This is a genomic window from Chryseobacterium oncorhynchi, from assembly GCF_002899895.1.
Lineage (GTDB): Bacteria > Bacteroidota > Bacteroidia > Flavobacteriales > Weeksellaceae > Chryseobacterium > Chryseobacterium oncorhynchi.
On the sequence record NZ_PPEI02000013.1, the window covers coordinates 1 to 24821 of the forward strand.

Here is a 24821-nt window from a genome sequence, read left to right on the forward strand (position 1 = left end):
GGTCTTCCTGTAATTTTGTAACTGCATCCTTGTTAAGCGTTACCTCTTTTCCTAGTTTTACTTGATTTTTACTCATGATTTTAATGTGTATTGATTAGTATTTTAATTAGCATGGGTTACATGATACTCTTAAACAGCTAAGGCTGATTCCCTCTTGCATATCTTGATCGATAGACTTGATTCCACCTTTTACTTTGTTTAACTGATCTTCTTGTAACTTGGTAACGGCGTCTTTGTTAAGCGTTACGCTTTTTCCTAATTTTACTTGATTCTTACTCATGATTTTAATGTGTATTGGTTAGTACTTTAATTAGCATCCGTTACAAGATTTTTCCCAACAGCTAAGGCTGATTCCCTCTTGCATATCTTGATCGATAGACTTAGTTCCTCCCTTTACTTTGTTTAATTGGTCTTCTTGTAGTTTGGTAACCGCGTCTTTGTTAAGCGTTACGCTTTTTCCTAGTTTTACTGTTTTGTTGTTCATGATTTTTAATATTTGTTGATTAATAATATTTTATGTTGATTAGCATCCGTTACAAGATCCTTCCCAGCAGCTAAGGCTGATTCCCTCTTGCATATCTTGATCGACAGACTTAGTTCCTCCCTTTACTTTGTTTAATTGGTCTTCTTGTAGTTTGGTAACCGCATCCTTGTTAAGCGTTACGCTTTTTCCTAGTTTTACTGATTTGTTGTTCATGATTTTTAATATTTGTTGATTAATAATATTTTATGTTGACTAGCATCCATTACAAGATCCCTTCCAGCAGCTAATGCTAAGCCCCTCTTCCAAATCTTGGTCGGCTTCCTTGATTCCGCCTTTTACTTTGTTTAATTGATCTTCTTGTAGTTTGGTAATCGCATCCTTGTTAAGCGTTACGCTTTTTCCTAGTTTTACTGATTTGTTGTTCATGGTTTTTAATATTTGTTGTTAATACTATTTTACGTTGATTAGCATCCGTTACAAGATCCTTTCCAGCAGCTAATACTAAGGCCCTCTTGCATATCATCATCGATAGACTTGATTCCGCCTTTTACTTTGTTTAACTGATCTTCCTGTAGTTTGGTAACCGCGTCTTTGTTAAGCGTTACGCTTTTTCCTAGTTTTACTGTTTTGTTGTTCATGGTTTTAATTTTTATTATTAACGAATTGGTTTAGTGTTAATTAACCTGGACAAGAGTTACAAGTTAGATATAGACAGCTAAGGCTGATCCCCTCTTGTATATCACTATCGATAGACTTTATTCCACCTTTTACCTTGTTTAGGTGGTCTTCCTGTAGCTTGGTAACTGCATCCTTGTTAAGTATTGCCTCTTTACCTAGTTTTACTGATTTGTTGTTCATGGTTTCTAATATTTGTTAATTAATTTTTACGTTAATTAGCATCCATTACATGATCCTTCCCAGCAGCTAAGGCTCAATCCTTCCATATCTTGGTCAGGAGCTTTTGCTCCACCTTTTACTTTATTTAACTGGTCTTCCTGTAGTTTGGTAACTGCGTCTTTGTTAAGCGTTACCTCTTTTCCTAGTTTTACTGATTTGTTGCTCATGGTTTTTAATTTTATTTATTAATTTTTTACGTTGATTAGCATGGGTTACATGATCCCTTTCCACAGCTAAGGCTGATTCCCTCTAGTTGGTCTTGATCTATTGACTTGATTCCGCCTTTTACTTTGTTTAATTGATCTTCTTGTAGTTTGGTAACCGCATCTTTGTTAAGCGTTACCTCTTTTCCTAGTTTTACTGATTTGTTGTTCATGGTTTTTAATATTTGTTGATTAATAATATTTTATGTTGATTATTGTGCATTACAAGTGTTACAAGTTGTATGTAGACAGCTAAGGCTGATTCCCTCTTGTATATCACTATCGATAGACTTGATTCCACCTTTTACCTTGTTTAGGTGGTCTTCCTGTAGCTTGGTAACGGCCTCTTTGTTCAGTCTCGCCTCTTTTCCTAGTTTTACTTGGCTTTTTTTCATGATTAATGCTTTTATTTTATATACATTTATTACACGTATGATGTAGGCAGCTGAAACTTGTTTCTTCAGGGTCTGTACCATCAGTAAGTCTTGTAAGTCCTTGCCCATCCTTGATCCCTCCTTTTAATTTATTCAGTTGGTCTTCCTGAAGTCTGGTAATTGTATCTTTATTCAGTATTAATTTTTTCCCTAGTTTCGGTTGTTTCTTCATGATTTTGGTATTTTTCTAAGAAACTTATAGGTTATAGTTATCTACTTCATATCTTACTGTCGGCCTTCTTCCTCCTGTGTATTTTTGCAACTGTTCGTTGTCTAGTTCCTGGTGCCTTTCCTTAAGCTCCATGATCTTTTTTTTAGTGGTTAATTGGTTCATGATTATTTATTTTTATTTATTTTAATTTGCTCTGTTTACTTCTTCAAGATTTGCTTTCTTGTTGTTTCCTTTTACTTTACTATTCCCAAACTGGTAGGTTACACTTAAGTTGAATGATCTCACATCATAATAATTATTTGACTGTGTATAATATGTTGAGTAGTAAGCGTTTCCTCTAAACTTCATTCCCTGAAGAATATCCTGAACGGTCATATTGACCTGAAGCTTCTTTTCGAAGAGCGAAATTCTGAGTCCTGATGCCAGGTTATAAATATTTTCAAACCTGAAGTTTCCTTTTGTATAGGGTAAGTAATGAAGGAAATTCACCAATAGCGATACTGTTTTTTGCTGATTCAGATGGATGGTATTATTGACTGAATAGTACAATGAATTAGAACTTAATCCTTTCACCTGATCTATTAATCCTTTTGATTCTATATAAGAGTAGTTAACTGATGTATACAGATCCCATCTTTTAAAGAATGTGTTATAATACGTGGCATTTACACCTATGTTTTGTGCATCATAATTATTTAAATAATTAATGACTCTATAGCCGTTAATTAAACCTACTACCTGATCAAAATTATTCGTAGATTTTTGATAGAAAGCAGTTACAGAAAGTTTGTTATTGAAAACATATCCCAATTCAAAATTGTTGCTGAAAGAAGGAGACAAATAAGGATTTCCAGTAACATATGAATATGGATCTACATATATTGTTGTAGGGTTTAATGCCCTTGCAGACGGTCTATTTATTCTTTTAGAATAACTTAGCGTAAAGACATTTTTTAAGTTAGGCTTATAAGTAAGATATAAGCTTGGAAACCATTTTCCATAATTATTATTTATATTCTCCCCGTTTCTGGAAGTTCCGTCAAGAGATGTAAATTCATATCTTAAACCTGCTTTTCCCTCCCATTTTTCACTAAATACTTTAGATAGAGTTACATAAGAAGCCCAATTGTCCTCTTTATAGGTAAAAGCATTACTTCTAATATTATCATAAATACTCGTTCCGTTTTCATAGTTGAAAAACCCAAGCTCTGTATCTGTATTGAATCTCGTGTATTTTCCTCCAACTTCTCCTACGAATTTTTTGAATGGAAGATAAAAATCAACCTGCCCGGAGTATATCTGATATTTATATCTTGAGTTGATATCATAGTCTATATTTGAACTGTTATCTACTTCAGATCTAAGCAAAAACGGATTCTTATTTCTACTATCAAATAAGTTACCACCTACATATAATTTTTTACCCAGGCTATCCAGCTTCTTTTCGAAATATACATTCAGTTGATGGTTGTTTATCTTGCTTTCATCCAGAGTTTTGGTAGCAATCAATGAATCAACTACATTTCCTCTTGAATACTTTGAAGAGATATCAGATTCACTATTTATTTTGGTATTCGAATAATTATAAATTGCCCCTACAGATGTTTTATCATTAATCGAATAATCAATATTATAGCTAATGTTATAACCCTTATTTTTATCCAGCCTTCTTGCATTATTTTGTATCTGCAAAGCATCAAAAATTGTAAGGTTTTCGGTAGCTATTTTTTCTGTATCAAATTGAGAAACCCTTAATGACGTATTGACTTTATTGGATTGATAATTAAGAGCTCCGTTATTGGAAAAACCATTTCTGGACTTTCTTATATAACTTGTAGAAATATTTCCACTAAATCCTTTTTTAGGATTTTTCTTTAATACAATATTGATGATTCCACTATTTCCTGCTGCTTCATATTTTGCCGGAGGGGTTGTAATAACTTCTATTCTCTCAATATTCTCAGATCTTATTGTTTTTAAGTAAGAAACAAGGTCTTTTCCTGATAGATTTACCGGACGGTCATTAATCATAATAGATACCCCACTCTTACCTACAATTCCAATGTTTCCTTCATCATCAGCCTTTACAAGAGGCGTTGCTGCTAGAACATCCAATCCATCCACTCCTTTTGAAGCAATTGAATTTTCTGTGTTAAAAACAAATCTGTCTATTTTTCTTTCAAATATTTTTTTCTTTGTTCCTACTAATACAACTTCTTTAATACCCGCGATTTTTTCTTTAGAGATTGAAATCGTTAAGTTATTCTGAGAAGGGTCAAACATATAATTTTGAGTGATATCTGAATAGCCTGATGCAGATGTAGATACATAATAGTTTCCTCCTTTTGGAACACTTACACTGAATAATCCATTTTCATCCGTAATCTTTTCAGAAATAATGTCTGTTTTATTTTCAGAAGCAAATATTTTCACAGAAGCAAAAGGAACAGATTGTCCCTGTATATCCTTTACCTTTCCGTTGATAATATTTTGAGCACTTACTGTAGAAATACTTAAAAAAAGTGCCGCTCCTATTAAATTAGACTTTCTCATAATTCTGCTTATTTTTCTGACTCAAAAGTATAGAGTCTCAAAAAGGAAAAGAATTATTTTCGACGAGATGACAATTTTATCGGATAGAAATGGAAAATATAACGGTAAAGCAGATTTTAGGATATAAATTTTTCATCTATTTCTTATTAGTATGGTATTTATAATACTAATAATGAGGTTTTATCAAAGTTTTAATCATCTAAAAATCAGTTATTTAAAATAAAAAAAGAACATTGCTTATGTTGCTATTCATATATACTATATACTCCTGGCTGATTAGAGAAGAAGAATTCATTTTCCTGCAAATCCTTAAACAAATCTCAATCGATAGATCATAATCCTCATAAGAATATATTGTATATACAAAATATATTTAATATATACAATATATTATTTTATATATTATAAATACGGAAACAATATCCAAAATTTAATCTCAGTTTTATAGATTTATGGAATTTTTAATTCACTGAAAACAAGGAAGATAGAGTTTTACTTTTCCCCTGATTTTATCCACATTTATTTTATTTATTATAGAAATTAAAATATTAGTATCTATTAATATAATTAAGCAAAAAATAAATCCAAGGAAAAAAGCCCTGTTAATCGTAGATTGGAAGAATTGTGGACTGAATTTTACGGAGACATTATCCAGTTTTACGGAGACAATATCCAAATTCACGGAGACAATATCCGGTTTTGCGGAAACATTATCCAAATAAGCGGAAACATTATCCTGAATTACGGAAACATTATCCTAAATTTTTTCGAGTAAAGAAAAAACGGCCTTTATATAGTCTTCTCCTTTAATATTAATCTCAATTTTCCTTTTTAAATGCTTTGATAATTCGGTGTATCCTTTTACTTCATATAGCTTTTTCATTACTCTTACATGCTGCTCATCCAACCCCCTTTGCTTCTTTAAATACTTTAATGCTCTTTCTATTTGAAGTTCATTTAAAGTCGGGAACTTGCTGTCATGCCCTACAGCGTTTTGAGTATTGTAAATCACAAAGCTGTAATTACCATCTTTATAGGAATAATTGAAGCTAATATCATTGAAGTTATCAAGATCTGCCTTTACTCTAATTAAGAAATCTCTTTCAAAGCGATAATGTCCCTCATATTTATTCGCAGGGATAAATAACTCTTTTAATAGCTGTGTATACTCTTTTACTACCCCACCCAGTTTATTAAACTTTACGAGCCACATCAAAAATCGCAACGTATTATTAGTAGAAGCATTAAAAGACAAATCTTTCTTGATAGAATAATACTGCGACATGTTCAATAAATGCTGCATAACGGCTTTATCCATCTTAAAATAGATGTTCTTCTTATTCCAGCTAGGTTCCAGAATAAAAGGAACAGCTTTATATCCGTTAATCGTTTCATCCTTAAGCCTTATCCAATTAATATTGGTCATATTAATCAATGCTTCCTGAATGACTGAATTCTTCATTTTTCTATTAGGATTCAGGTCATTTATAGAAACTGAAAAATCAATGACACCCTGATGCGCCCATCCCTCAAAATAATCATCAAATGAAAGCTGTTTGTTTTTCAGATCTTCTTCAACCGGAGACTTTGTATTGATAAATATAGACTGATCATCCTTAATGGCAGACAGAATCATGGTGATGATTCTCTGTTCTATAATAGAGGTTTCCTGGGAAATCAGAATTTCCCTGAAATCGTTCGATATTAATACTTTTTTTCTAGGCTTAGATGTTAAAGTTTCTCTTTTTACCGGAGGCTGTATTTCTTTTTTAGCCATGAGCAGTGTTTTTTATTTGTATCAGATCTTCGTTGAAATCCTTATTAATAGGTTGATGAATGGTTATAACTTCTTCAAGGTTCCAGACCTGGATGAGCAAACCTACAAAAAATTGAATAGAATCTAATGTATTAGAAATCATAAAGAAATATTGTGTCTTATTTTGGGATAATGTCTCCGTAAAATAGGTCTGAGGATATTCTGCATGATCTTCAAGTTCAAACTTGGTTTCTGTTTCTTTAAAGAATTGTGACAGTATTTTGATGGGTCCGTCAAAAGGCCCTGACATCTCAATACATATGTTATTTTTAGACTTCCGGATACTGGTGACAGATTCGATAAAACTCCCGATTATATTAAGGTTAAAGTAGTTTCCTGCCAAATCTTTATCATTTCCAAGAACAATATTTGTAAATGTATTCTTTTTAAAATATTCAATAATTAATTGAGCCTTTCGAAAGCTTAGTTCTCCATTGGTAACACAATACTGTACAGATTTACATTGATTAAGCTCCTGAAAACTCATGGCATCAAAGAGGCTTTCAAAAATGGATAATGTCTCCGTGTTATTTAATGTATTGGAAAATGTAAACCCCACCCCATTTCTTGAGTTTTTATCAAACCATTTTTTATTAAATAGCTCATTACCTGCAGTTTGAATCCTATTTAAACCTACTATTTTTCCATCTATATCTTTAATATAAAACGCCAAGCTTTCCGTGGATTGGGAATGATAGGTAAAGAGTACTCCATTAAAAATGTCTGATTCTATGGTATCTAGAGACAGTTTTCTAAATTCAGTAAGATATTGATGATGCTGATCTATTTTTTGGATAATGTCTCCGTAAACTTTATAATCATCTCTTTCTGAGGCTTCCTTTATTGGCTGAGGGCGACTTATTTCTTTAGTACCTGGAGTTACATAATAACCCGTTCCTAAGTAGGTTGTAAGCTCTGTATTTACATCAGAAGCATTTGCATTAATGTTATGAAGTATCCTTTTTTTAATCAATTGAATAATATCTCCACTGTCTTGAAAAACAATTGAATAGTACATTTTAATCCCTGATTTTTCATGATAAAAAAAGCGTATGATATCTCCGTTGTCTTCATTCAAAACATAGGCTCTTTTATACTTATCAAAACTGTATAAATTGCCCATTTTGAACAAAAAATATTGCTCAATATCAACTTCTTTCCTTATTCTATCCCAATCAATTAAATAATCCATTAAGAATCGGCTTTAGATCGTCTTCCTCTTTGTTTTTCATCCTCACGAATGTAATCCGGACGTGGCTGGATATTTTTACCGTATTTCTTTCTTAGTTTTAGGATACTTTCCTCTAAAAGATCCCAGTCTTTAAAATACAGATCTCCTGCAATCACTTTATTATAAGTAACATCTTTTATAAAATCGTAGTATTGCCCGGGAATATAAATGGTAGTCGTAGCCTCATATACTTCATCCGAGTTTCTTTTTCTTCCTCCTTTTTTTGCTTTTTCTTGTTCACGGATAAAGTCCGGTCTGGTATTAATATCCTTGTAAGCGGGCATTATAAGCTCTAAAGATTCAATTACGGCCTCAGACTGACTATAAAAAATTTGACGCTCTGCAGTGGCTTTATAAAACACAAGGTCTTTTAGAAATTCTAAAGATCCTGCCTTCATAAATACTGTAAATGTCCTTTTTCCCTGGTCTTTTTTTATACTTTTAGAATAACCGCCGGATGAATCGGTATTATTACTCATTAAAGCAGCTCTAGCCTCTATAATTTCTTTCTTTACAGGTCGTTTTTTAACAACCTCTTCTGAATTAGGCTTTTCAACAACAGAAGTCTCCGCTTCCTGTTTTTCTTTTATTTCTTCTACAACCGGTTCTACCTGTTCTTTCTCAATTTCCAACTCGGAGACATTATCCAGTTTTTCATCTTCGGCTAACTTTTTTTCTCCTTCTTTCTCTTTTAAAGTTTTAAAGTTCTTAAATAAATTAGCTTTCATATTTTTTGATTTTAGATTTCATTTCTTTTACCAGATCTTTATAGTCTTCTGCAGCTCTGCTGTTACCATTTACCTGGAAAATATTTTTGCCTTCCTGCTTGGCCTTTTCAATATTCATATCCTGCCTGATGAATGTATTAAAAAAGTAATCGCTTGCGTCTTTCTCTTGCTTAATCATTTCACTATACTTTCTAAAATTCACTGTGTTGGTGAGCACTTTGTTGAAGAAAAAGCCCAAAAACTCAAGCTGGGGATTGTATTTTTCTTTAATGCTTAAAAAAGAGGGCAAAAGATTATCAATTCCTGCAAATGAATATTGCTCTGCTTCAATAGGGGACATTACATAATCCGAAGCACATAATGCCATTTCGCCTAACGTTAATTTCTTCATAAGGGGCCTTGGTGGACAGTCAATCAAAACATAGTCAAACGGCATCTGATCCAAGAGGTTTTGAAGGTTGTTTTTAAGCGTATCTCTTGTATAGCTTTCTTCTTCTTCTAAAAGCGCATCTCCCGCCAAAATATAGACATTGGAACTCCCATGATGCTTAAGCCTGAACTCTCCGGAATTATCCAAAAAATCTCTAACGGTATAAGGATAATCGTCTTCAATACCATATCCCATTGATAAGTTTTTTTGACTATCAAAATCTATTAACAAAACATTGACTCCTTTTTTTTGAGATAATGCAGCACCAACATGTATGGCTGTAGTAGTCTTTCCTACTCCTCCTTTTTGTGTAATAATAGAAATAACTGGCATATTTAGGTTGTTTAACAAGTAAATATATTAAATAAATAAATCTTAAACAATATATTATTTTATATATTTAAATTATTGTATAAAAGAAATTTAATTTTGAAAAAGCAGCTCTCAGATTACGGATATTTATCTGCTGTAACTTCATCAAAAATTTCCGGAAATTCTTTGTTCTCCAATTTTATATACTAAATAAATAAAACATATGCAATATATTATTATAAATATTAAATATATTTTGTTTATTATATTATAACGATTTAAAAACCATTGATATCAATGGTTTTTAAATCGTTATATCTATTAGTATTCCTGAACTAAAACATCCGCAGAAATATGAAGTTCATGACTGAGCTTTCTAATCTGTGAAAGATTTAGTTTCCTTTTTCCGGTTAATATTTCAGACTTTCTGGATCTTCCTAATATTTTAGCCAGATAAGTTTCACCTACTCCCATTTGGTCTAAACGAAATTTGATAGCTTCAATTGGATTCGGTTTTTCAATTGGGTAATGCTCTTCTTCGTAATTTTTTATCAGAATTGAAAGAATTTCTAATTCATCTGATTCTTTAGAGTCTTCCTTAAGATCTTTTTGCATCAATGCATAAATTCTCTCAAGATATCCTTCGTACTGTTCTTCGGTTTTAATTGGTCTTAACATATTCGATTTTTTCGGCGTCTATTTTATCATATTCCTTATGAGTTCCAAACCAGACAATAAAAACAATCTTCAGTCTGTACTCAATATCTACAATCAAACGATAAGTATTACCATGGATATTAAAAACCACTCTCTTATCGCTAAGTATGGAGGCATTTCCATACTGTGCTTTTAATTCATTAGGATGATTCCATTCTGCTTTAAGACATTCATCATACCATGCTAAAAGGGGCTGTGCAGACTTGGGGAAATCTTCTATGAATGATTTTAAAGTTTTAACGGCTATGATTCTCATACACAAATATACAAAAATGTTACCAATTTGGTAACATTTGTTTTTTTATTTTACCTTTCTCTTTTCTTCCGATAAAAGTAAATGAAGATCGCGTCAGAAATTGACGCATTTAACATAAAGTAGATTATAATATCACCCAAAAACACTTATAAATACTGAAAACCAATGAATTACGTGTATTATAAATTTCATAATTGCTTAATTCTTACTTTTCTATTCAATATTTTATTCTTTCAATAAAAAAATAGGATCATTTAGAGATGCTACTTTTTATCATTCTAATAAATTTTCAAAGCTTTTATAATCAAAGTAAAGAAACAATTTTACACTCTTATCATCCTTATACTCAACAGGAATATTGATACAATGATTAGAGATAAAACTAATATATTAAAAACCAGAATTTTTATTATCGATACAAATCAGAGTTCTATCGGATAAAAACCCATTTCCATCGAAGCATTTTGTTTTCCATTCGTAGATATAGCAAATTTGGTCTATCAAAAAAAAACAACCATGAAAAATCAAATCGCATCTCTAGAATCAAAATTAGTAATCAGAAAAAAAGTTATTAAGAACTATGCAACAACTAAAGGAAGTACAGCACAGTCTACCATAACAGTTTCTGTGAGTTCTACATTCTTCTAAAAATATATACACTTTAAATCATGTGGGTAAGCTGCAAAATAACATCTAACAATTTTCTCCTTTACAATAAATTTAAGGAATTTATCAACCAAACTCCTTTTTTTATTTTGGAAGAAGAAAGTTCAGATTATGAAGAGAATCAAGTGATTTTTTGGGATATTGATTCCATAAACATAGATACAGACCACTTTAGAGAGCGGATGGACAATGGATGTTTAATCATTATCATATCATCTTTATTGTCAAAAGATATGATCTCAAATCTATTTGAGCACGATCATTTATTAAAAATAGGAACATTGAGCAAAAACGTTTTATATCCTCAGTTTGTAGAGGAAATAAGCAGAGTAATAGATGATAAAAACAGGGTATTAAATTCCTAATAGACTAAATAGCTCATCCTTTTTGGTAGTTGCAATAGTAATGGCTTTCCCGTTATTCAGTTCAATAACGTTTCCTGAAACAGATTTTATTGATGTCATTTTTACAATAAATGAACGTTGAACTCTGAAAAATTTGGGTGGAACCAAGATATCTTCCATAGACTTCAGGGTGGCTAAAGTGGTAAAAGATTCTGTGTCTGTAACAATTTTGAGATAATCTCCCAGAGCTTCCACATACAAGATATCATCTAAGATTACTTTTACGAGTTTTCCGTTTACTTTAATAAAAATACGGTCTACCGGGTTGGGTGCTTCAGGAGAAGAGACTTCCGTCTTGGAAGCTGTCTGCATTCTTTCTTTAGCACGGTTTACAGCCTTAAGAAAACGATCATACGCCACTGGCTTTACCAGATAATCAACAACTCCATTTTCAAAGCCTTCTAAGGCGAAATCCCTGTGAGCTGTGATAAAAATGATGGAGGGAGGTTTTGTAAGAGAGCGAATAAGATCAATCCCGCTGATTTTGGGCATCTGAATATCACTGAAAATAATATCCACTTCGTTTGACTGAAGATAGGTTAATGCGTCAATTGGGTCATCATAGGAGGCTTGTAATTCCAAAAAAGGAATAGTTTTTACAAAATCTACTATCAGTTCTTTACCAATAGGCTCATCATCAATTACGATACATCTAAGTTTTTCACTCATCATGCTAAATTTATTGAAAGCGAGACAAAGAAACTAAATTCTCTGTCTTCTATTACTATTTCATGGTTATTAGGATAAATAAGGTTGAGTCTTTTTTCTACATTTTTCACCCCTATCCCTCCTAAAGATGTTTTTTTAACAGCGTTATTTTCCTTATCATTCTCAATGGCAAAGTAAAAAATATTATTCACAATATTGATACTAATTTTTAAAAAATTATTACCTGTGGATTTTAGCCCATATTTAAACGCATTTTCTATGAATGTAAAGCACAATAATGGTGCTATCTGAATGTGATCTATAGTATCCTCTACAGAAATATCTAACGTAATATCTTTATCTAAAGTATATCTCATTCTTTCCAGATAGAAATAATTTTGAATAAAATCCAGTTCTTTCTGAACCAAAACTTTCTCGGTATTTGATTCGTATAGTGTATAAGCCATTAGATCCGAAATATTAATGATTGCATCCGGAGCACTTGGGTCTTTTTTCACCACCAATCCGTATAGATTATTTAGGGTATTAAATAAAAAATGGGGGTTAAGCTGTGCTTTCAAAAAGTCTTTTTCTATATTAAGATTTTGAAGTTCTAAATCTGAAGTTTGCTTTTGAAGATGGATCGTTCGGCTAAAAAGTCTTGAGATATCAAATAAAATCTTAACGAAAAAAGGTGGCGAAAATGAATAGATCACCAACGTAGCATTTCCAAAAACGGCTTTATAAGATAATATCTCCCCGTAGGTTTGGGTTGCATTTCTACTTATAACCCCTTTCAGCGGCCCTTCCTGAATATCAATACCCAATTTATATAAAACACTGAGCTGAAGATGATTAATAATCATCCAAACATAAATAGAAGCAGGAATACAGAGAAGAATAAAAACGATTCCCCAAACTTTACTTTTAAATATCCTCGGAACAACCACATAAAAAAACAGATAAAAAACCGCCATGTTATTAATGGTCCCTCTACCTGTCAATAGCAAGCTCAACTTAAAGGGAATCTTCAATTCCAGGAAATAGTTGAAAAAAAGTAACATAGAAAAGAAAGCCCACATACAGATATGACAAATAACCCGGTTACCGGGAGTATAAAATTTATCAAAATTAAATTGGGAAATTTTTTCTAAAAAAGGACTTATCTTTTGGTTTGATGTATCCATATATTTATCTTGTCTGACTTAAAATTCTACTATAATATTTTGTGGCAAAGGAATACGTCATAAGCTCCAAAGCACGTTGTTCTGAAGGAAACCACCTATTGATACTCATATGAATATAGCTCGAAAGCTTTTCTTTACAAAGTTTCAATTTTTCTATTTCCAGATTCCTTTGATTAAATTCTTGCTCAAACTCAAAAGCCATAAAAAAGGAATATAAATTATCTTTTAAAAGCCTGAATTTTGAATTTATATGAGTTTTAAGCTCACTGGAAAACTCTTTTAAAAACTCATTTTCCATAGCCTTACAAAAATCCAATTTTTCCTGTAAAGATAGTCCGAATAAAGAAAGCCAACCGTCTACATTCTTTACTGCTGCAAATAATCTTACATCTTCATTTTCCACAAAACTCTCATGATTTAATAAACTCAAAAGCAATAAGCTGTCATGATAAAAGGCGGTCTCTGTATCTTCAATATATTCAGGATCATACCTTTCTAATTCTCTCTGATAAGAATCAAACTGAAGATTCCAGATCATTTCATTTTGAAAGTAAGGGTCCAGCGAGTCATAAAGTTTCTCCAGAACTTCAGCATATAACTTTTTATCGCATAAGTTTAATCTTAATCTAAGATGATAATGAGGATCTGTATATCTAATAAAAAAAGCAGATTTTATCGTATTTTCAGCTATAAGTTTATCCAATATGGGTGTAATTTCATTCGCCAATAGGTAGTCTGAAACATTAGAATTGCAATACATTTTCAGGTATAGCCATTCACTTCCCGGGGCAAAGCTTCTTTGTATTAAGGTTTGTTTTTCTGGTTCCGACTTATAAGTATAAGATGATTTAAACCGTTTGTTTTCTAAAGGAAGAACTATTTGCTCAGTGTATTTTTTATCTCCAACAGGCTGTACCCATTCTGATAGTTGTATACTTTGATTATTCTTTAGTTCGTCAATAAGCAAAAGAAGATAGGCATCATTTGTTGTATCCAAAAACAGCTCATTGTCTCCCTGAACCAAAACAACAAACCTGGAAACATTCCAGCTTTGGAAAAACTTTTTTAATTCCAATAATGGTTTTTCAGCCTTCTTTATCAGGTTAATATCGCTTTCATACAATAGCCAGGAAGCTCTGTGCAAAACAATATTTTGATAATTTATTCTTGGGAAAAACCTTTTTTTTGTCTTTGAATAATTGATATTCAGATTGATATTACCCTGATGCTGAGATTGTATTGCACATAGAAATTTATATGCTGCACTTTCACTATTATAAAAATTATGAGCATTGGAAAGCTTAGGAATAATCCTTTTATTCAGCTTTTTTGAGCTTAAAATAATCTCAGTTCCCTTTACTGAGATCATAATATCATTAAGTAAAATCTGCTTATCATGATCAATGCTGTTAGCAAAAATGGGAATCTCATACTCTGAGAACCTTGGTCTTCTTGTGATATTGGCGGTACGTTTTTCAGGAATATAAATGACTTCGGCAAAAATTATTTCAGAAGAATCCTGCCTTTCTCTTTGATGAATTTCTTCACAGAAGTTTTTTATTTTTTCATCCATCAATGCAAATCTTCCCAGGATAGAATATGCTCCGGATATCCCGACGTTCTGTAGAAAAAAGCCATTTCCATAAGGAGATCCTATGATACACATATTCTGTGTTTTCAAAGTTGATTCTTCTAATTTTAACTCTACATTGTCTAGACTGATGACTTCTTTTTTCTCTTTTTCAATCAGATCTAAAAGAAAATCTAAATTAAATGTTTCTTCATTTTTTTTGGAGGAAGTTTTATCTGCTAATCCTTCGATAAGGGCATTTCCTTTAAAATTGCCTATTTGAACAGCAGCAGGAAACCCAATCCCAAATTCGGAATCTAGGACTTCCACAAGAGGAACTTCCCTTGATTCGTATTTTATATTAAAATTATTTTTAAAAGTATCTAAATCATTATGAGCTGATTTATTGGCACTTAATGTCTGTAATATAGAAATTGAAGTATTGATATTTCGAATGGTTTTTTCATCCAGCTCGAAATTACTTTCTGAAGAGTGTTTTAAATCAACATGAAAGAAATGGGTTTTATCTATTCCGATGGATTTAGCGAGCTCTTTAATTTTAGTAATTTCGGAGAGAGGGAGATAAGAAACAGGGGTTTGTTCTATAAGAGAAATACAATGTTCTACTTGATGAATAATCTGAAGATAAATTTCTGTCTCGGCGACCTCTTCAGTGTGTAGATCATTCAGTACATTTTTTATATTAGTTGTATTATCTGAGGTAAGAGTAAGCTGAAGCTCGCTCACCAGAAATTTGATATCAATGAGTTCATTCAGAAATTCAGAAATTTCCGCATCTCCAAAATCTTCAGAAAATAGTTTTTCGATTTCGCTATACTTCATGAAATGAGAAATACCTGAAATTTTTTCCAGATATTCGTTTATTTCCAATGATGATAATTGATATTTTTCTTCTGTCTCGCTTTTTACAGGTTCCTGATAGCGAAATTGTCCAGGAATTTTAGCCAGTGTATTATTGGCTTTATATCTTAATTTCTTTCTGATATTTTCATTGTTTTCAATATGAGATTTGATCTCTGCGAGAAAATCCATATCAATCCGGGCCTTTCGGGCAATAGGCTCCGTTTCGGGGGTATTTCCTATATGTTGTAAGGCTATTCCCGCCATTGTTCCGTATGGTGTACATCGTGTACTGGAACGGATAACATATTTTTTAAGCGTGTGAAGTAATCTTGGAATTTTATCTTCCTTAAGCTGGTTTTCCCTGTAACTTATTATTAGTTCGTACAGATCCGGCGAACTCCAATAGATGGATGAAACAAAAGTATCATTATCAATGAGTTCCTTTACTACATCTTCTATATTTTTAGTTTCCTTTTTATCATTAAATAATATGTCATAAGAGAACAAAGGTTTTCTTATGACATATTTATCATAGGTCTCATACTTATTCATGCTATTTTGTGAAATTGCTCTTCCAACGGAGATTAGATTTTCAACAAAAATATCATATAAATTATAAATAAGACCAAATTCTTATGCGATCTGTAACTGATTTCTAACAAGATTAAAATAAGTAGATCTATTTTGCAATAAAAGCTCGTGATTTCCAACTTCTTTTACTTCTCCTTTATCTAAAACGATAATCTGATCTGCATTCATTACCGTGCTCAGTCTATGGGCAATGATGATTGCGGTTTTATCTTCCAGGAAAGAGTACAGTTTTCGTTGAATGATTGATTCATTTTCTGCATCCAGGGCTGATGTAGCTTCATCAAAGAAAACATAGCTAGGGTTTTTATATACAGATCTTGCAATCAGTATTCTTTGTTTTTGTCCGCCGGACATTCCGTTTCCGGCTTCACCTACAATGGTATTGATTCCTAAAGGAAGATTGTCTATATAATCACTCAGATGGGCAATATCCAGGGCATTTTTTAATCTTTCATAATCTACAGTTTCATCGGCCATTACAATGTTTTTAAGAATTGATCCGGAGAAAATATATCCGTCCTGCATTACAACTCCAATATTTTTTCTTAGATCTGTAGGAGAAACATTTTTCATATCCTGGTTATTATAAAATATCTCGCCTTGATAGGTTCCATAAAACTGCAATAGTAGTTTCATAAGGGTTGTTTTTCCACTTCCGCTGGTTCCTACGATAGCTGTAGTTTTTCCTTGAGGAATAAAAAGATTGATGTCTTTTAATATAGGTTTTGAAAAAGGATCAGAATATACGAATGAAACGTTCGTTAATCTGATTCCCAAGTTAATGTGAGGGTCATTTTCCGGATATAGCTGAAGCTTTTCCTGATCTCCTTTTTCTTCTTCTTCATAATAGTTTACGTCTTCCAGTCTTTCTAAGCTTAATTTGGCAGCCTGCAGTGATTTGAAGAAAACAATTAACTGGTCAATAGGAGAGTTTAATTGTCCTATAATGAAAGAGATACTTAATAGCATTCCTAATGTCATTTCTCCTTTTATTACAAGAGATGCTGCCATAAAGGTTACTAAAATATTTTTTACCTGATTCAAAAATGCAAATCCTGAGCTTTGTATCTGATCTATTTTTAATAAATCTGAACTTACTTCATAAATCTTATTTTGAATTCCTTTCCAATTCTCTCTTTGATGCTCTTCATATTGATTAATTTTAATCTCAGAAATCCCCTCTACAATTTCATATATTGCTTCCAGATTTAAACTTTTATACTTAAATCTCTTATATTCAAGGCCTTCTCTCTTCTTTACCCAGTATATCGACCAAAGAACTGAAATTACCGTCATAGAAAGATAGAACACCATAATTCCCATATCATAATATCCCAGCACTCCAAAAAACACCATAAAAGTAAGCAAGGAGAAAACGGTTGTTAAACTCTGGGAGGTTAGGAATTGTTCAATTTTCACATGGTCCTGCATTCTCTGTGAGAAATCTCCTTTCATTCGAATATCAAAGAAATTGATCGGCAGCTTAAGCAGTTTATCTAAGTAATTGGAAATAATAGAGATATTAATTTTAGTTCCCATCACCAGGGTAATTCTATTTCTAATCATTTCTATTGTAACAGATCCTAGGAATATAAATAGCTGTGCTACTAATATATAAGTAACAATAGATAAGCTTTTGGAATTAATCCCGCTATCAATTAATTTTTCTGTAAGAAAAGGAAATGCCAGTGTAGATAATGATCCCACTAATAACAATGCAAATAAAACGGCAAAATTGTTTTTATGTGATGATACATATTTTTTAAGTGACTTATAAAAAGAGTGCGACTTGGCATCAGATTCTATATTATAAAACTCCTCGGTAGGTTCTAATAAAAGGACGATTCCGCCTCTTGTTTCTGCATCTGTTACCCATGATTTTTCAAGATCGCTTTCTTTTACTTTATGCTTTCCTTTTCCCGGATCAGCAATGTAGAATTCTTTTTCTTTGGTAAAGATGTTCTTTTTAACATCGTAAAGGATGACAAAGTGATTTTGTTCCCAGTGAAGAATGAGAGGAAACATATCTTTTGAAAGATCATCAATAGAAACTTTCGCTCCAAATGAATCAAATCCAAGTCTGTCTGCTCCATATTTTATTCCCAGTAATGATACCCCCTCTTTTGAAAGGAAACACAGTTCCCGGACTTTTTCAATACTAAAGTATTTTCCATAGTGATCGGCAATCATACATAATGACGCAGGACCGCAGTCCATCTGATCATGTTGTGCTATAAATTTCATTATTATTAGTTTTATTATGGTTTTTAATACCGATTGCCATTCTATAATATTTCTCCAGCAAACCGTATAATATCAGCTCATGATGTCTAGGCTTGGTTTTAGCTATTCTATTGATGTTCATATGAATATAGCTTTCCAATAATCCTGGCGGGTATGGTCTTTCTAAATTACTGAAAGAGATTTTTTCCAGGTTTGTCTTTCTATAATTAAAAATATAAGAGAGCGATTCCGGAACGTTATCGTTCATTACTACATTCATAATATCTGCCCTTAAGTCTCGGAATTTTGCATCAATTACTTTTTTGTAGTATTTATCTTCGCCGAATTCTTTCCAGAATCTTTCAAATAAAGTCTTTATATGTGCATGTTTTTCTTCTGCAGAAAATTCAAATTTGTCATATAAATGATCCACAGACTTTAGTACATAAGGCCAGATGGAAGTATCCATATCATCAAATTCTTTCAGTAATTTGGAAACAAATACACTATCATGGAAGAATAAGGATTCTGAATCTTCAATATTTTTAAAAGCATATCTTTCCAATTCTCTTACGTAATTTCCAAACTCTACTTTCCAAATCTGTCGACTTTCCATTAATGGGTTAAGCTCCGCATTAATAGATCGTAATACATCTGATATTTTTGAAAGATCACTAACCTGTATTCTCAGTCTCAAATGATATTCCGGATTACTGTATCTGATGTAGAACCACTTGCTGATATATTCCTGATCTGCGATTTTTGGGAAAATTTCTTTTATCAATTTATCTGATGCAGAAACACTTGTATATATTTTAGCAAAGATCCATTCATCTCCTAAGGTGAAAGTTCTTTTCACACCTTTTTCTGTTTCTTTGTATAATATTTTTTCCAGAACCGGATAAAAGACATGGCTTTTTTCTCTTTCGGAGTTTTCTACCGCAAACACAACTTCGTTAAAGAATTCATCTTCATTGATATCGCCAATAAACTCTCTTAATTGTACTTTACCATTTTTAATAATTTCATTAAAAATAAGCTGTAAGCAAAAGATGTTTTTAGTATCCAGTATCATTCTGTCTTCATTATGGCTTACTAATACTACATACTGAGGAATTTTTGTTTCTTTAATATATTTTTCCAGATCCGATATCTGTGGCTTAGCGTTTTTCGAAATTTTTTCAGAGAAAACATTCCAGGTTTCACGATACAAAACAATGTCATTTCCGTAAGTGATTCTTGGGGTATGCAGTACTCTATCCGGCTTTATATCTCCGAAATTAATATCTAATCCGTTGGGTCTGTATTCATATTGTAGATCTCCCAGGAACTTCATTACAGGTAAGGGATTATTTCCATAATTGAATGCTGTACTAAAGAATGGAATAATCTGCTTTCTTTTTTGCTTAGAAAAAATGATAAACTTATTATTTAAAAGCTTTACATAGATATCATTTAAAGGAATCGCTTCTCCATTGGCTCCACTCGAAAGGATATTGATTTCATAAGGGCGCTGCACATTTTTCACCATTATATTTCCTCCTCGGAGGTCAGAAATATAATGAATCTCACAAGGCAAAACTTCTTCAGGATGAATATTTTCTCTTTCAATAATCTTGTTACAAGCATTAAGAACATCATCATCTCCTTTGGAAAATCTTGCCAAAAGATTGACTGCAGAAGAACCACCTGCTGTTTTTATAATTACTTTTTCATCAGCAATACTCGTTATGAGGGAGTAAGATCCGCTTTGGGTAACTTTCTTTCCAAAAGCTGAAAGATCATGATCTTTCAAATCTATTTCTGATGGTTTTTCAGAGAATAATCTTTCCCAAAACTCATTGACAAGGTCATTGTTTAAGGCTGTTTTTGCATCTTTTATAGAAGCAAATTTCACATCATCCACTAAGTCTGAGTATCCCTCAACTTCCCCTTCTTTTTTTCCGTAGAGCAGACCTATATCGTTATCAAAAAGTTCTAAAATAGAGATTTCTCTTTCTTCATATTTTTTATAAAATTCTATTTTGAAATCATCTAAGGTTTTATTCTTTCTGGATTTTTTGGTTATTTCAGTCAAAACATCAACTGCACTTACCAATTTTCCCTGGATATCTTCAGGCAATGCAAGATTAGCTGTTCTTATATAGTTTGTACACAGTGTCTTACTTTTATCATAAGCTATTCCTAATGCATCTAATTCTGCAAAAATCAATTCATAGAGCGAAAAGTCTTCGTTAAATACATTTTCATTAATCTGTCCTAATATATTTTTTATTCTAATTAATGATTGATAAAGAGGAGCCTCTGTATCTCCTTTTTTTAGGAATGAAATAAAAGTATCTAAAGCTTCATCTTGATTAAGAGTGACATTCACATCACTTAGAACAACTTTATTGTCAAATAATTGAACAAGATAATTATATACACTTTCTTCCCCTTCATGATCTACATTTTCAAAAATAAAATCTCGGAAGTCTTCATAGCTGAAGCTTTTATTTTCAAAGTTTGAAATAATCATCTCCGTCAGATCATCCCTATCAATGGAAGAGATATTATAACTGATGTTTCTTGAAGTAAGGATAGATTCAATATACCGATACTGGTCTCCCACTTCATAGATGGTATCATTTAATCTTAGTCCTGATTTTCTGATGAGATCTTCCTTGCTTATTTTTCTCAAAAATGCATACAAAATCACAGTATCAAGATAAGTGTATCTGCTTTGCTCTGTTTTTTCATCCGTATTGATTCCGTGTGACGAAAAAAGGCCAAAAGGAACCGCACTGCTGAATGATCTGATATAATATTTTAGGATAGAGAAAGCCAGGCCTTCGTTAAGTGTATTATTTTTTACGGCCTTTTCCCACTCGGAATAAAGCTCCTGGGATGCAATATAAACCCCCTCTCTGAATTTTGTATTATTGTAAAGCTCCTGAGCAAATGCTATCAGACCTTCTGTAGAATCCGGAATATTCTGTATAGATTTTTGCTCGAAAATAGGTCTTCTTACTATAACGTGGTTGAATACTTGTGTTGTTTCCATAATTCTAGTTCTTCTGATAGGTTACTTAGGTTCTGAATTTTTTCTTCGTTATTTCTTTCAATATCATATATGACAAAATCATCTACATAGTATTGATCTTTATAATCTATTAAAAGATCTCTCAGGTTTGGAAGTGTAGTTTCTAAGATCTGCATATTATTGTGTACTATTTTTTGTGTTGGTCCGTTTTCTATTATTTTTACTCCTAATGCTAAAACCACTTCAGGAGTGTAATGATACCTGTCATAGAATTTTTCTCTATACGTTTTCAGTTTTTCTACTTCAGGATCTCTTCCATACAAATCTTTTCCATGGATAAATGATCTGCAATAATTCATTCCGGAATCTAGTGCTTTATCAAAATGATTATAAGAGGAAGACAGATAAAACAATCTCGGAGGTCTTCCATACAAAGGGGGGATTACAACTCCATGTTTTTTGTACAAGTCTGTTTCATTGTAAATAAGCTCACTAATCTCACCTACTCTTTGATTGAATAGTGTCTCATGATCTGCCCCTTCAGGAATATTCAGAAGAGTTCTTTGAGTGTCTGTAAGTCTATTGATTATATGCCCTTTAGAAACTCCGTAGTCTATTCTGTCATCGAATAAATTATTCAATAGTTTATATTGTGATACTTTCTCATATGAGGAATAAAAATTGGTAATGGACCCGGCTGATCCTATTCTCATACGTTCTGTAGATCCTGCGATTGCCATAAGCAATAATTCCGGAGAGGTATAGCAAAACTCATTACCAAAATGGTGTTCTGCCAGCCAAAATCTATGGAAACCCAGTTCTTCAGCTTTTTGTGCATACTCTATCACGGATGTGATGTTTTGTAAAGAGTCTATATTATCTCTTTCGCCAAGTTCCAGAATGCTCAATTTAATATTTCCCATGGTGAATGTTTTTTTAAAGAAGTAATAATTTATCCCAATTCCCTACGTTATCTCCCAGGTATTCTTTTATACTTAGGATTGCTCCCATCTTCCCGTTGATGTATGAATGATCGGCTTCGCCATTAGGGGTATCCATCAAATCATAGGTTTTCATAATCCATTGTTCATAAGCATCAGAAGTAATTTCCGGCATCACATTTTGATCATATAAAGACTTGTAAAGCTGTGCTACCCCTGCAGTTCCGAAGAAAAGCCTGTAGTCTTCCCTGTGTGTAGTTTGATTCAGTTCTGTACGCTTAACAGATTCTTCAATGATGATGTTTGCATTCTCCATCATTCTGTCTGTTTTATAAATCTCCGGAAGAGAATATAATGTGGTAGAGAAGTTCAAATCACTGTTTGACCACGTTAAAGCCGGCTGCCAGTTAAGGCAAAGCTCTTCTTCATCTCTGTATACTGTTCTAGGCAATACGTATCTTGTATTTTCTAATATCGTATGATTGTTTCTGATGATGTTTTCCTGATAGTGTAAAGAATCGTTAATCAGAGTATTCATTCTTTCATCGTTAATTTCTGAGAAGATTTTAAGTAATGAAGGAAGTCCGTGTGCATATCCGAAATGAGTTCCATGCAGCAATCCGGAATCATTAAAGAAAGGAGAGTTTTTACTTTGGTTCTCTTTTTCAAGAAGCTTATCAATAATTGCGGTTACATATTCTTTTTCACCACAAAGATTTAGATAATATAAAATTCCAATTCCTCCGTATAGGTAGTCGAAATTGTTGTTTTCTGTATATTGGATGGCATCTTCGAAAAATTTTTCGTTTAAGCCACTTAAGTCAATGTTATTGTGATCGGAGAGTACGTTTAATTGATCCATCTCTCGAAGTAACCATCCCAATCCGGCAAGGCCTCCATAGATACTTTCTTTTACAAGTAATGATGAGTTGGCTTCCAATACGTTACTGATTACCGATCCCAGGATTTCGTTTGCTTTTTCAGCATATTTTCCTGTGTTGTCTAAATGTATCAATGAATATACATAGCTTAACTTCCCTGTGAACAGTCCATCATTTCCAAGTGGTGTCAATTCTGTGGAAAGTATATTGTTTAGTTCTTTTTCAATTTTAGTCCTCATAGTTTATAGTTTAGGAAGTTTAAAAAGTCATAGTTTTTTATTTTTGCGGCAATCATTGCGATGCCTACTCCGCTTACTCCGGATGAAAATGATAGAGAAGAAGACGGAATAAATCTGTTCAATTGTGGAGAAAAGTTATTTTTTTCTTCTTCTTGTAATAGTTCTAAAATTTCTTTTTTATCAATCTCAAAATCAAAATCTTCCTCTGACTCTATTAAACCAATAATTGAATAAACTCCACTGGTTCCGAAAAGTAAAGAAGCTTCATCTTTCGTGATTTTGTTCGTGTCTCTAAGACATCTTTCTAAGACTTGTTTTGCTTTTTCTTTCAGAGAATCGTTTTCCAGAACTTTCCCTGATTTGTATAATATGGTTGCAATCCCTATATCTCCGTATACAAGATTACTTTTTATAGGGTATTTGGTATCTTCTATTTGTGACGGGAAGAAGTTGTGCTCCCCTGTTTTTTCAAAATAAATAATGCTTTTTAAGCCTTTATCTATGATGCTTTTTATATCAATGGTTGTCGTAAAATTTTCATCTTTTAAGCATTCAAGAAGAAAATTGATAATTCCTGCTGAACCATGAAAAATTCCCAGTTCGTGCAGGTATTTCCCATCTCTCTCTACATCTGATTGCCAAACCAGTCCATCTTCATGGGCAATACTTTTCTTAATAATCTTTTCAAGGATTTCGTTGACATGGGTGTATTTTTTATTTTGCAAATAATACATCCCAAAACTTACAAGTCCTGATTGTGGACTCAAGATTTCTTTTTCTAAATTTTTTGCGTATTCGCTATCCAGGATTGGCTCAATGATATCTAAAAAGTTTTCCACACTTTCTATATCTAAAACCTTTTGATCTACATAGTAATGGATCAGTGTTACAATCTCCAGTAGTTCATTAGAAAGATTAGGAATAGGAGAATAATTCTTTGAAGAAATTAAATTCATAGCATCATCAAGATAATTGATTGAATCTTGCAGATGTCCCTCTTCCTGTGTCAATAGATATAGATAATATTTAAATAAGCTAACTCCACCTAATCCGTAAGAAACACCACTAGAATATACTTCTACATCAGATGAATCAATAAAATTGTTGATAAAATAAATTTGATTATTCTCCATTATTCCTAATTTTTTTTGTTGTTAATACAGATTAACAAGGGTTACATGATACCTCTAAACAGCTAAGGCTGATTCCCTCGAACTGATCATCGATGGACTTAATTCCTCCTTTTACTTTGTTTAATTGGTCTTCCTGTAATTTTGTAACTGCATCCTTGTTAAGCGTTACCTCTTTTCCTAGTTTTACTTGATTTTTACTCATGATTTTAATGTGTATTG

At 32.3% G+C, this 24821-nt stretch carries 30 protein-coding genes; 2 read left to right on the forward strand and 28 right to left on the reverse strand.

Annotation, left to right across the window (positions count from 1 at the left end):
• From C1638_RS22785 to C1638_RS21790, 19 genes are all read right to left on the reverse strand, one after another.
• A partial coding sequence (locus C1638_RS22785; RefSeq protein ID WP_194294480.1) for a class I lanthipeptide occupies positions 1-76 on the reverse strand: 76 nt, incomplete at its 3' end.
• 30 nt (positions 77-106) lie between these two features.
• Positions 107-280 carry a class I lanthipeptide gene (locus C1638_RS22490; protein WP_165826581.1) on the reverse strand — a complete coding sequence of 58 codons (174 nt, stop codon included), beginning with the start codon at positions 278-280 and terminating at the stop codon, positions 107-109.
• A gap of 30 nt (positions 281-310) precedes the next feature.
• Positions 311-484: a class I lanthipeptide gene (locus tag C1638_RS22495; protein ID WP_165826582.1), complete on the reverse strand. Its 174-nt coding sequence runs from the start codon at positions 482-484 to the stop codon at positions 311-313.
• 39 nt (positions 485-523) lie between these two features.
• The gene (locus C1638_RS22500) at positions 524-697 is read right to left on the reverse strand and encodes a class I lanthipeptide (RefSeq protein ID WP_165826583.1); all 174 of its coding nucleotides are present in this window, start codon (positions 695-697) and stop codon (positions 524-526) included.
• A gap of 39 nt (positions 698-736) precedes the next feature.
• A complete protein-coding gene (locus C1638_RS22505; RefSeq protein WP_165826584.1) occupies positions 737-910 on the reverse strand; it encodes a class I lanthipeptide in 174 nt (57 codons plus the stop codon).
• Positions 911-948: 38 nt separating this feature from the next.
• The gene (locus C1638_RS22510; protein ID WP_165826585.1) at positions 949-1122 is read right to left on the reverse strand and encodes a class I lanthipeptide; all 174 of its coding nucleotides are present in this window, start codon (positions 1120-1122) and stop codon (positions 949-951) included.
• A gap of 40 nt (positions 1123-1162) precedes the next feature.
• Complete coding sequence (locus C1638_RS22790; protein ID WP_109624039.1) at positions 1163-1342, reverse strand: class I lanthipeptide; 180 nt, start codon at positions 1340-1342, stop codon at positions 1163-1165.
• A 35-nt stretch (positions 1343-1377) separates the two neighbouring features.
• Positions 1378-1548 (reverse strand): class I lanthipeptide, encoded by a 171-nt coding sequence (locus C1638_RS22515; protein WP_165826586.1) that lies wholly within the window; start codon positions 1546-1548, stop codon positions 1378-1380.
• Positions 1549-1583: 35 nt separating this feature from the next.
• Entirely contained in the window at positions 1584-1757 is a 174-nt protein-coding gene (locus C1638_RS22520; protein WP_165826587.1) for a class I lanthipeptide, read from the reverse strand.
• 39 nt (positions 1758-1796) lie between these two features.
• Positions 1797-1979, reverse strand: a complete 183-nt coding sequence (locus tag C1638_RS22200; protein ID WP_123838424.1) for a class I lanthipeptide — start codon at positions 1977-1979, stop codon at positions 1797-1799.
• A 16-nt stretch (positions 1980-1995) separates the two neighbouring features.
• On the reverse strand, positions 1996-2190 hold the full coding sequence (locus C1638_RS22205) for a class I lanthipeptide (RefSeq protein ID WP_123838425.1): 195 nt from the start codon (positions 2188-2190) through the stop codon (positions 1996-1998).
• Positions 2191-2214: 24 nt separating this feature from the next.
• Complete coding sequence (locus C1638_RS22525; RefSeq protein ID WP_165826588.1) at positions 2215-2352, reverse strand: hypothetical protein; 138 nt, start codon at positions 2350-2352, stop codon at positions 2215-2217.
• Positions 2353-2373: 21 nt separating this feature from the next.
• On the reverse strand, positions 2374-4743 hold the full coding sequence (locus C1638_RS21760; RefSeq protein WP_109624041.1) for an outer membrane beta-barrel family protein: 2370 nt from the start codon (positions 4741-4743) through the stop codon (positions 2374-2376).
• A 757-nt stretch (positions 4744-5500) separates the two neighbouring features.
• Entirely contained in the window at positions 5501-6520 is a 1020-nt protein-coding gene (locus C1638_RS21765; protein ID WP_076357693.1) for a replication initiation protein, read from the reverse strand.
• Positions 6513-7751, reverse strand: a complete 1239-nt coding sequence (locus C1638_RS21770) for a toprim domain-containing protein (protein ID WP_109624042.1) — start codon at positions 7749-7751, stop codon at positions 6513-6515. Before C1638_RS21770 ends, C1638_RS21765 begins: the two co-directional genes overlap by 8 nt.
• Positions 7751-8518 carry a hypothetical protein gene (locus tag C1638_RS21775; protein WP_109624043.1) on the reverse strand — a complete coding sequence of 256 codons (768 nt, stop codon included), beginning with the start codon at positions 8516-8518 and terminating at the stop codon, positions 7751-7753. Before C1638_RS21775 ends, C1638_RS21770 begins: the two co-directional genes overlap by 1 nt.
• A complete protein-coding gene (locus C1638_RS21780) occupies positions 8508-9281 on the reverse strand; it encodes a ParA family protein (RefSeq protein WP_109624044.1) in 774 nt (257 codons plus the stop codon). Before C1638_RS21780 ends, C1638_RS21775 begins: the two co-directional genes overlap by 11 nt.
• Positions 9282-9581: 300 nt before the next feature.
• Positions 9582-9938 carry a helix-turn-helix domain-containing protein gene (locus C1638_RS21785; RefSeq protein ID WP_109624045.1) on the reverse strand — a complete coding sequence of 119 codons (357 nt, stop codon included), beginning with the start codon at positions 9936-9938 and terminating at the stop codon, positions 9582-9584.
• Positions 9922-10233 (reverse strand): type II toxin-antitoxin system HigB family toxin, encoded by a 312-nt coding sequence (locus C1638_RS21790; RefSeq protein ID WP_109624046.1) that lies wholly within the window; start codon positions 10231-10233, stop codon positions 9922-9924. Before C1638_RS21790 ends, C1638_RS21785 begins: the two co-directional genes overlap by 17 nt.
• A 516-nt stretch (positions 10234-10749) precedes the next feature.
• Between C1638_RS21790 and C1638_RS22720 the strand changes: the two genes are divergently transcribed.
• Both C1638_RS22720 and C1638_RS21795 read left to right on the forward strand, forming a co-directional pair.
• The gene (locus C1638_RS22720; RefSeq protein ID WP_262488048.1) at positions 10750-10881 is read left to right on the forward strand and encodes a hypothetical protein; all 132 of its coding nucleotides are present in this window, start codon (positions 10750-10752) and stop codon (positions 10879-10881) included.
• A 20-nt stretch (positions 10882-10901) separates the two neighbouring features.
• Positions 10902-11264: a hypothetical protein gene (locus tag C1638_RS21795; protein ID WP_109624047.1), complete on the forward strand. Its 363-nt coding sequence runs from the start codon at positions 10902-10904 to the stop codon at positions 11262-11264.
• Here C1638_RS21795 and C1638_RS21800 read toward each other — a convergent pair.
• The 9 genes from C1638_RS21800 to C1638_RS22530 all read right to left on the reverse strand — a co-directional run.
• Positions 11253-11972, reverse strand: a complete 720-nt coding sequence (locus tag C1638_RS21800) for a LytR/AlgR family response regulator transcription factor (protein WP_109624055.1) — start codon at positions 11970-11972, stop codon at positions 11253-11255. The two genes, C1638_RS21795 and C1638_RS21800, sit on opposite strands and share 12 nt — an antisense overlap.
• The gene (locus C1638_RS21805; protein ID WP_228428255.1) at positions 11972-12985 is read right to left on the reverse strand and encodes a sensor histidine kinase; all 1014 of its coding nucleotides are present in this window, start codon (positions 12983-12985) and stop codon (positions 11972-11974) included. The genes C1638_RS21800 and C1638_RS21805 overlap by 1 nt, the downstream gene beginning before the upstream one ends.
• A 157-nt stretch (positions 12986-13142) precedes the next feature.
• The gene (locus C1638_RS21810; protein WP_109624049.1) at positions 13143-16124 is read right to left on the reverse strand and encodes a lantibiotic dehydratase; all 2982 of its coding nucleotides are present in this window, start codon (positions 16122-16124) and stop codon (positions 13143-13145) included.
• 81 nt (positions 16125-16205) lie between these two features.
• On the reverse strand, positions 16206-18407 hold the full coding sequence (locus tag C1638_RS21815; RefSeq protein WP_109624050.1) for a peptidase domain-containing ABC transporter: 2202 nt from the start codon (positions 18405-18407) through the stop codon (positions 16206-16208).
• Positions 18385-21429 (reverse strand): lantibiotic dehydratase, encoded by a 3045-nt coding sequence (locus C1638_RS21820; protein ID WP_109624051.1) that lies wholly within the window; start codon positions 21427-21429, stop codon positions 18385-18387. Before C1638_RS21820 ends, C1638_RS21815 begins: the two co-directional genes overlap by 23 nt.
• Positions 21396-22331, reverse strand: a complete 936-nt coding sequence (locus C1638_RS21825; protein WP_109624052.1) for an LLM class flavin-dependent oxidoreductase — start codon at positions 22329-22331, stop codon at positions 21396-21398. Before C1638_RS21825 ends, C1638_RS21820 begins: the two co-directional genes overlap by 34 nt.
• Positions 22332-22344: 13 nt before the next feature.
• Positions 22345-23469 carry a lanthionine synthetase LanC family protein gene (locus C1638_RS21830; protein WP_109624053.1) on the reverse strand — a complete coding sequence of 375 codons (1125 nt, stop codon included), beginning with the start codon at positions 23467-23469 and terminating at the stop codon, positions 22345-22347.
• Positions 23466-24602, reverse strand: coding sequence for a lanthionine synthetase LanC family protein (locus C1638_RS21835; RefSeq protein ID WP_109624054.1), 1137 nt, complete (start codon positions 24600-24602; stop codon positions 23466-23468). The genes C1638_RS21830 and C1638_RS21835 overlap by 4 nt, the downstream gene beginning before the upstream one ends.
• A gap of 31 nt (positions 24603-24633) precedes the next feature.
• The coding region (locus tag C1638_RS22530) for a class I lanthipeptide (protein ID WP_228428257.1) at positions 24634-24821 on the reverse strand (188 nt) is incomplete at its 5' end.

Coding starts and splice junctions, on each gene's coding strand:
- C1638_RS22200 (WP_123838424.1), bottom strand. CDS start 1,979: ATGAAAAAAAGCCAAGTAAAACTAGGAAAAGAGGCGAGACTGAACAAA.
- C1638_RS22490 (WP_165826581.1), bottom strand. CDS start 280: ATGAGTAAGAATCAAGTAAAATTAGGAAAAAGCGTAACGCTTAACAAA.
- C1638_RS21835 (WP_109624054.1), bottom strand. CDS start 24,602: ATGGAGAATAATCAAATTTATTTTATCAACAATTTTATTGATTCATCT.
- C1638_RS21795 (WP_109624047.1), top strand. CDS start 10,902: ATGTGGGTAAGCTGCAAAATAACATCTAACAATTTTCTCCTTTACAAT.
- C1638_RS22505 (WP_165826584.1), bottom strand. CDS start 910: ATGAACAACAAATCAGTAAAACTAGGAAAAAGCGTAACGCTTAACAAG.
- C1638_RS21780 (WP_109624044.1), bottom strand. CDS start 9,281: ATGCCAGTTATTTCTATTATTACACAAAAAGGAGGAGTAGGAAAGACT.
- C1638_RS21800 (WP_109624055.1), bottom strand. CDS start 11,972: ATGAGTGAAAAACTTAGATGTATCGTAATTGATGATGAGCCTATTGGT.
- C1638_RS22500 (WP_165826583.1), bottom strand. CDS start 697: ATGAACAACAAATCAGTAAAACTAGGAAAAAGCGTAACGCTTAACAAG.
- C1638_RS22205 (WP_123838425.1), bottom strand. CDS start 2,190: ATGAAGAAACAACCGAAACTAGGGAAAAAATTAATACTGAATAAAGAT.
- C1638_RS22720 (WP_262488048.1), top strand. CDS start 10,750: ATGAAAAATCAAATCGCATCTCTAGAATCAAAATTAGTAATCAGAAAA.
- C1638_RS21765 (WP_076357693.1), bottom strand. CDS start 6,520: ATGGCTAAAAAAGAAATACAGCCTCCGGTAAAAAGAGAAACTTTAACA.
- C1638_RS21815 (WP_109624050.1), bottom strand. CDS start 18,407: ATGAAATTTATAGCACAACATGATCAGATGGACTGCGGTCCTGCGTCA.
- C1638_RS22525 (WP_165826588.1), bottom strand. CDS start 2,352: ATGAACCAATTAACCACTAAAAAAAAGATCATGGAGCTTAAGGAAAGG.
- C1638_RS22520 (WP_165826587.1), bottom strand. CDS start 1,757: ATGAACAACAAATCAGTAAAACTAGGAAAAGAGGTAACGCTTAACAAA.
- C1638_RS22510 (WP_165826585.1), bottom strand. CDS start 1,122: ATGAACAACAAAACAGTAAAACTAGGAAAAAGCGTAACGCTTAACAAA.
- C1638_RS21785 (WP_109624045.1), bottom strand. CDS start 9,938: ATGTTAAGACCAATTAAAACCGAAGAACAGTACGAAGGATATCTTGAG.
- C1638_RS21790 (WP_109624046.1), bottom strand. CDS start 10,233: ATGAGAATCATAGCCGTTAAAACTTTAAAATCATTCATAGAAGATTTC.
- C1638_RS22790 (WP_109624039.1), bottom strand. CDS start 1,342: ATGAACAACAAATCAGTAAAACTAGGTAAAGAGGCAATACTTAACAAG.
- C1638_RS21825 (WP_109624052.1), bottom strand. CDS start 22,331: ATGGGAAATATTAAATTGAGCATTCTGGAACTTGGCGAAAGAGATAAT.
- C1638_RS22515 (WP_165826586.1), bottom strand. CDS start 1,548: ATGAGCAACAAATCAGTAAAACTAGGAAAAGAGGTAACGCTTAACAAA.
- C1638_RS21760 (WP_109624041.1), bottom strand. CDS start 4,743: ATGAGAAAGTCTAATTTAATAGGAGCGGCACTTTTTTTAAGTATTTCT.
- C1638_RS21830 (WP_109624053.1), bottom strand. CDS start 23,469: ATGAGGACTAAAATTGAAAAAGAACTAAACAATATACTTTCCACAGAA.
- C1638_RS21810 (WP_109624049.1), bottom strand. CDS start 16,124: ATGAATAAGTATGAGACCTATGATAAATATGTCATAAGAAAACCTTTG.
- C1638_RS21770 (WP_109624042.1), bottom strand. CDS start 7,751: ATGGATTATTTAATTGATTGGGATAGAATAAGGAAAGAAGTTGATATT.
- C1638_RS21820 (WP_109624051.1), bottom strand. CDS start 21,429: ATGGAAACAACACAAGTATTCAACCACGTTATAGTAAGAAGACCTATT.
- C1638_RS22495 (WP_165826582.1), bottom strand. CDS start 484: ATGAACAACAAAACAGTAAAACTAGGAAAAAGCGTAACGCTTAACAAA.
- C1638_RS21775 (WP_109624043.1), bottom strand. CDS start 8,518: ATGAAAGCTAATTTATTTAAGAACTTTAAAACTTTAAAAGAGAAAGAA.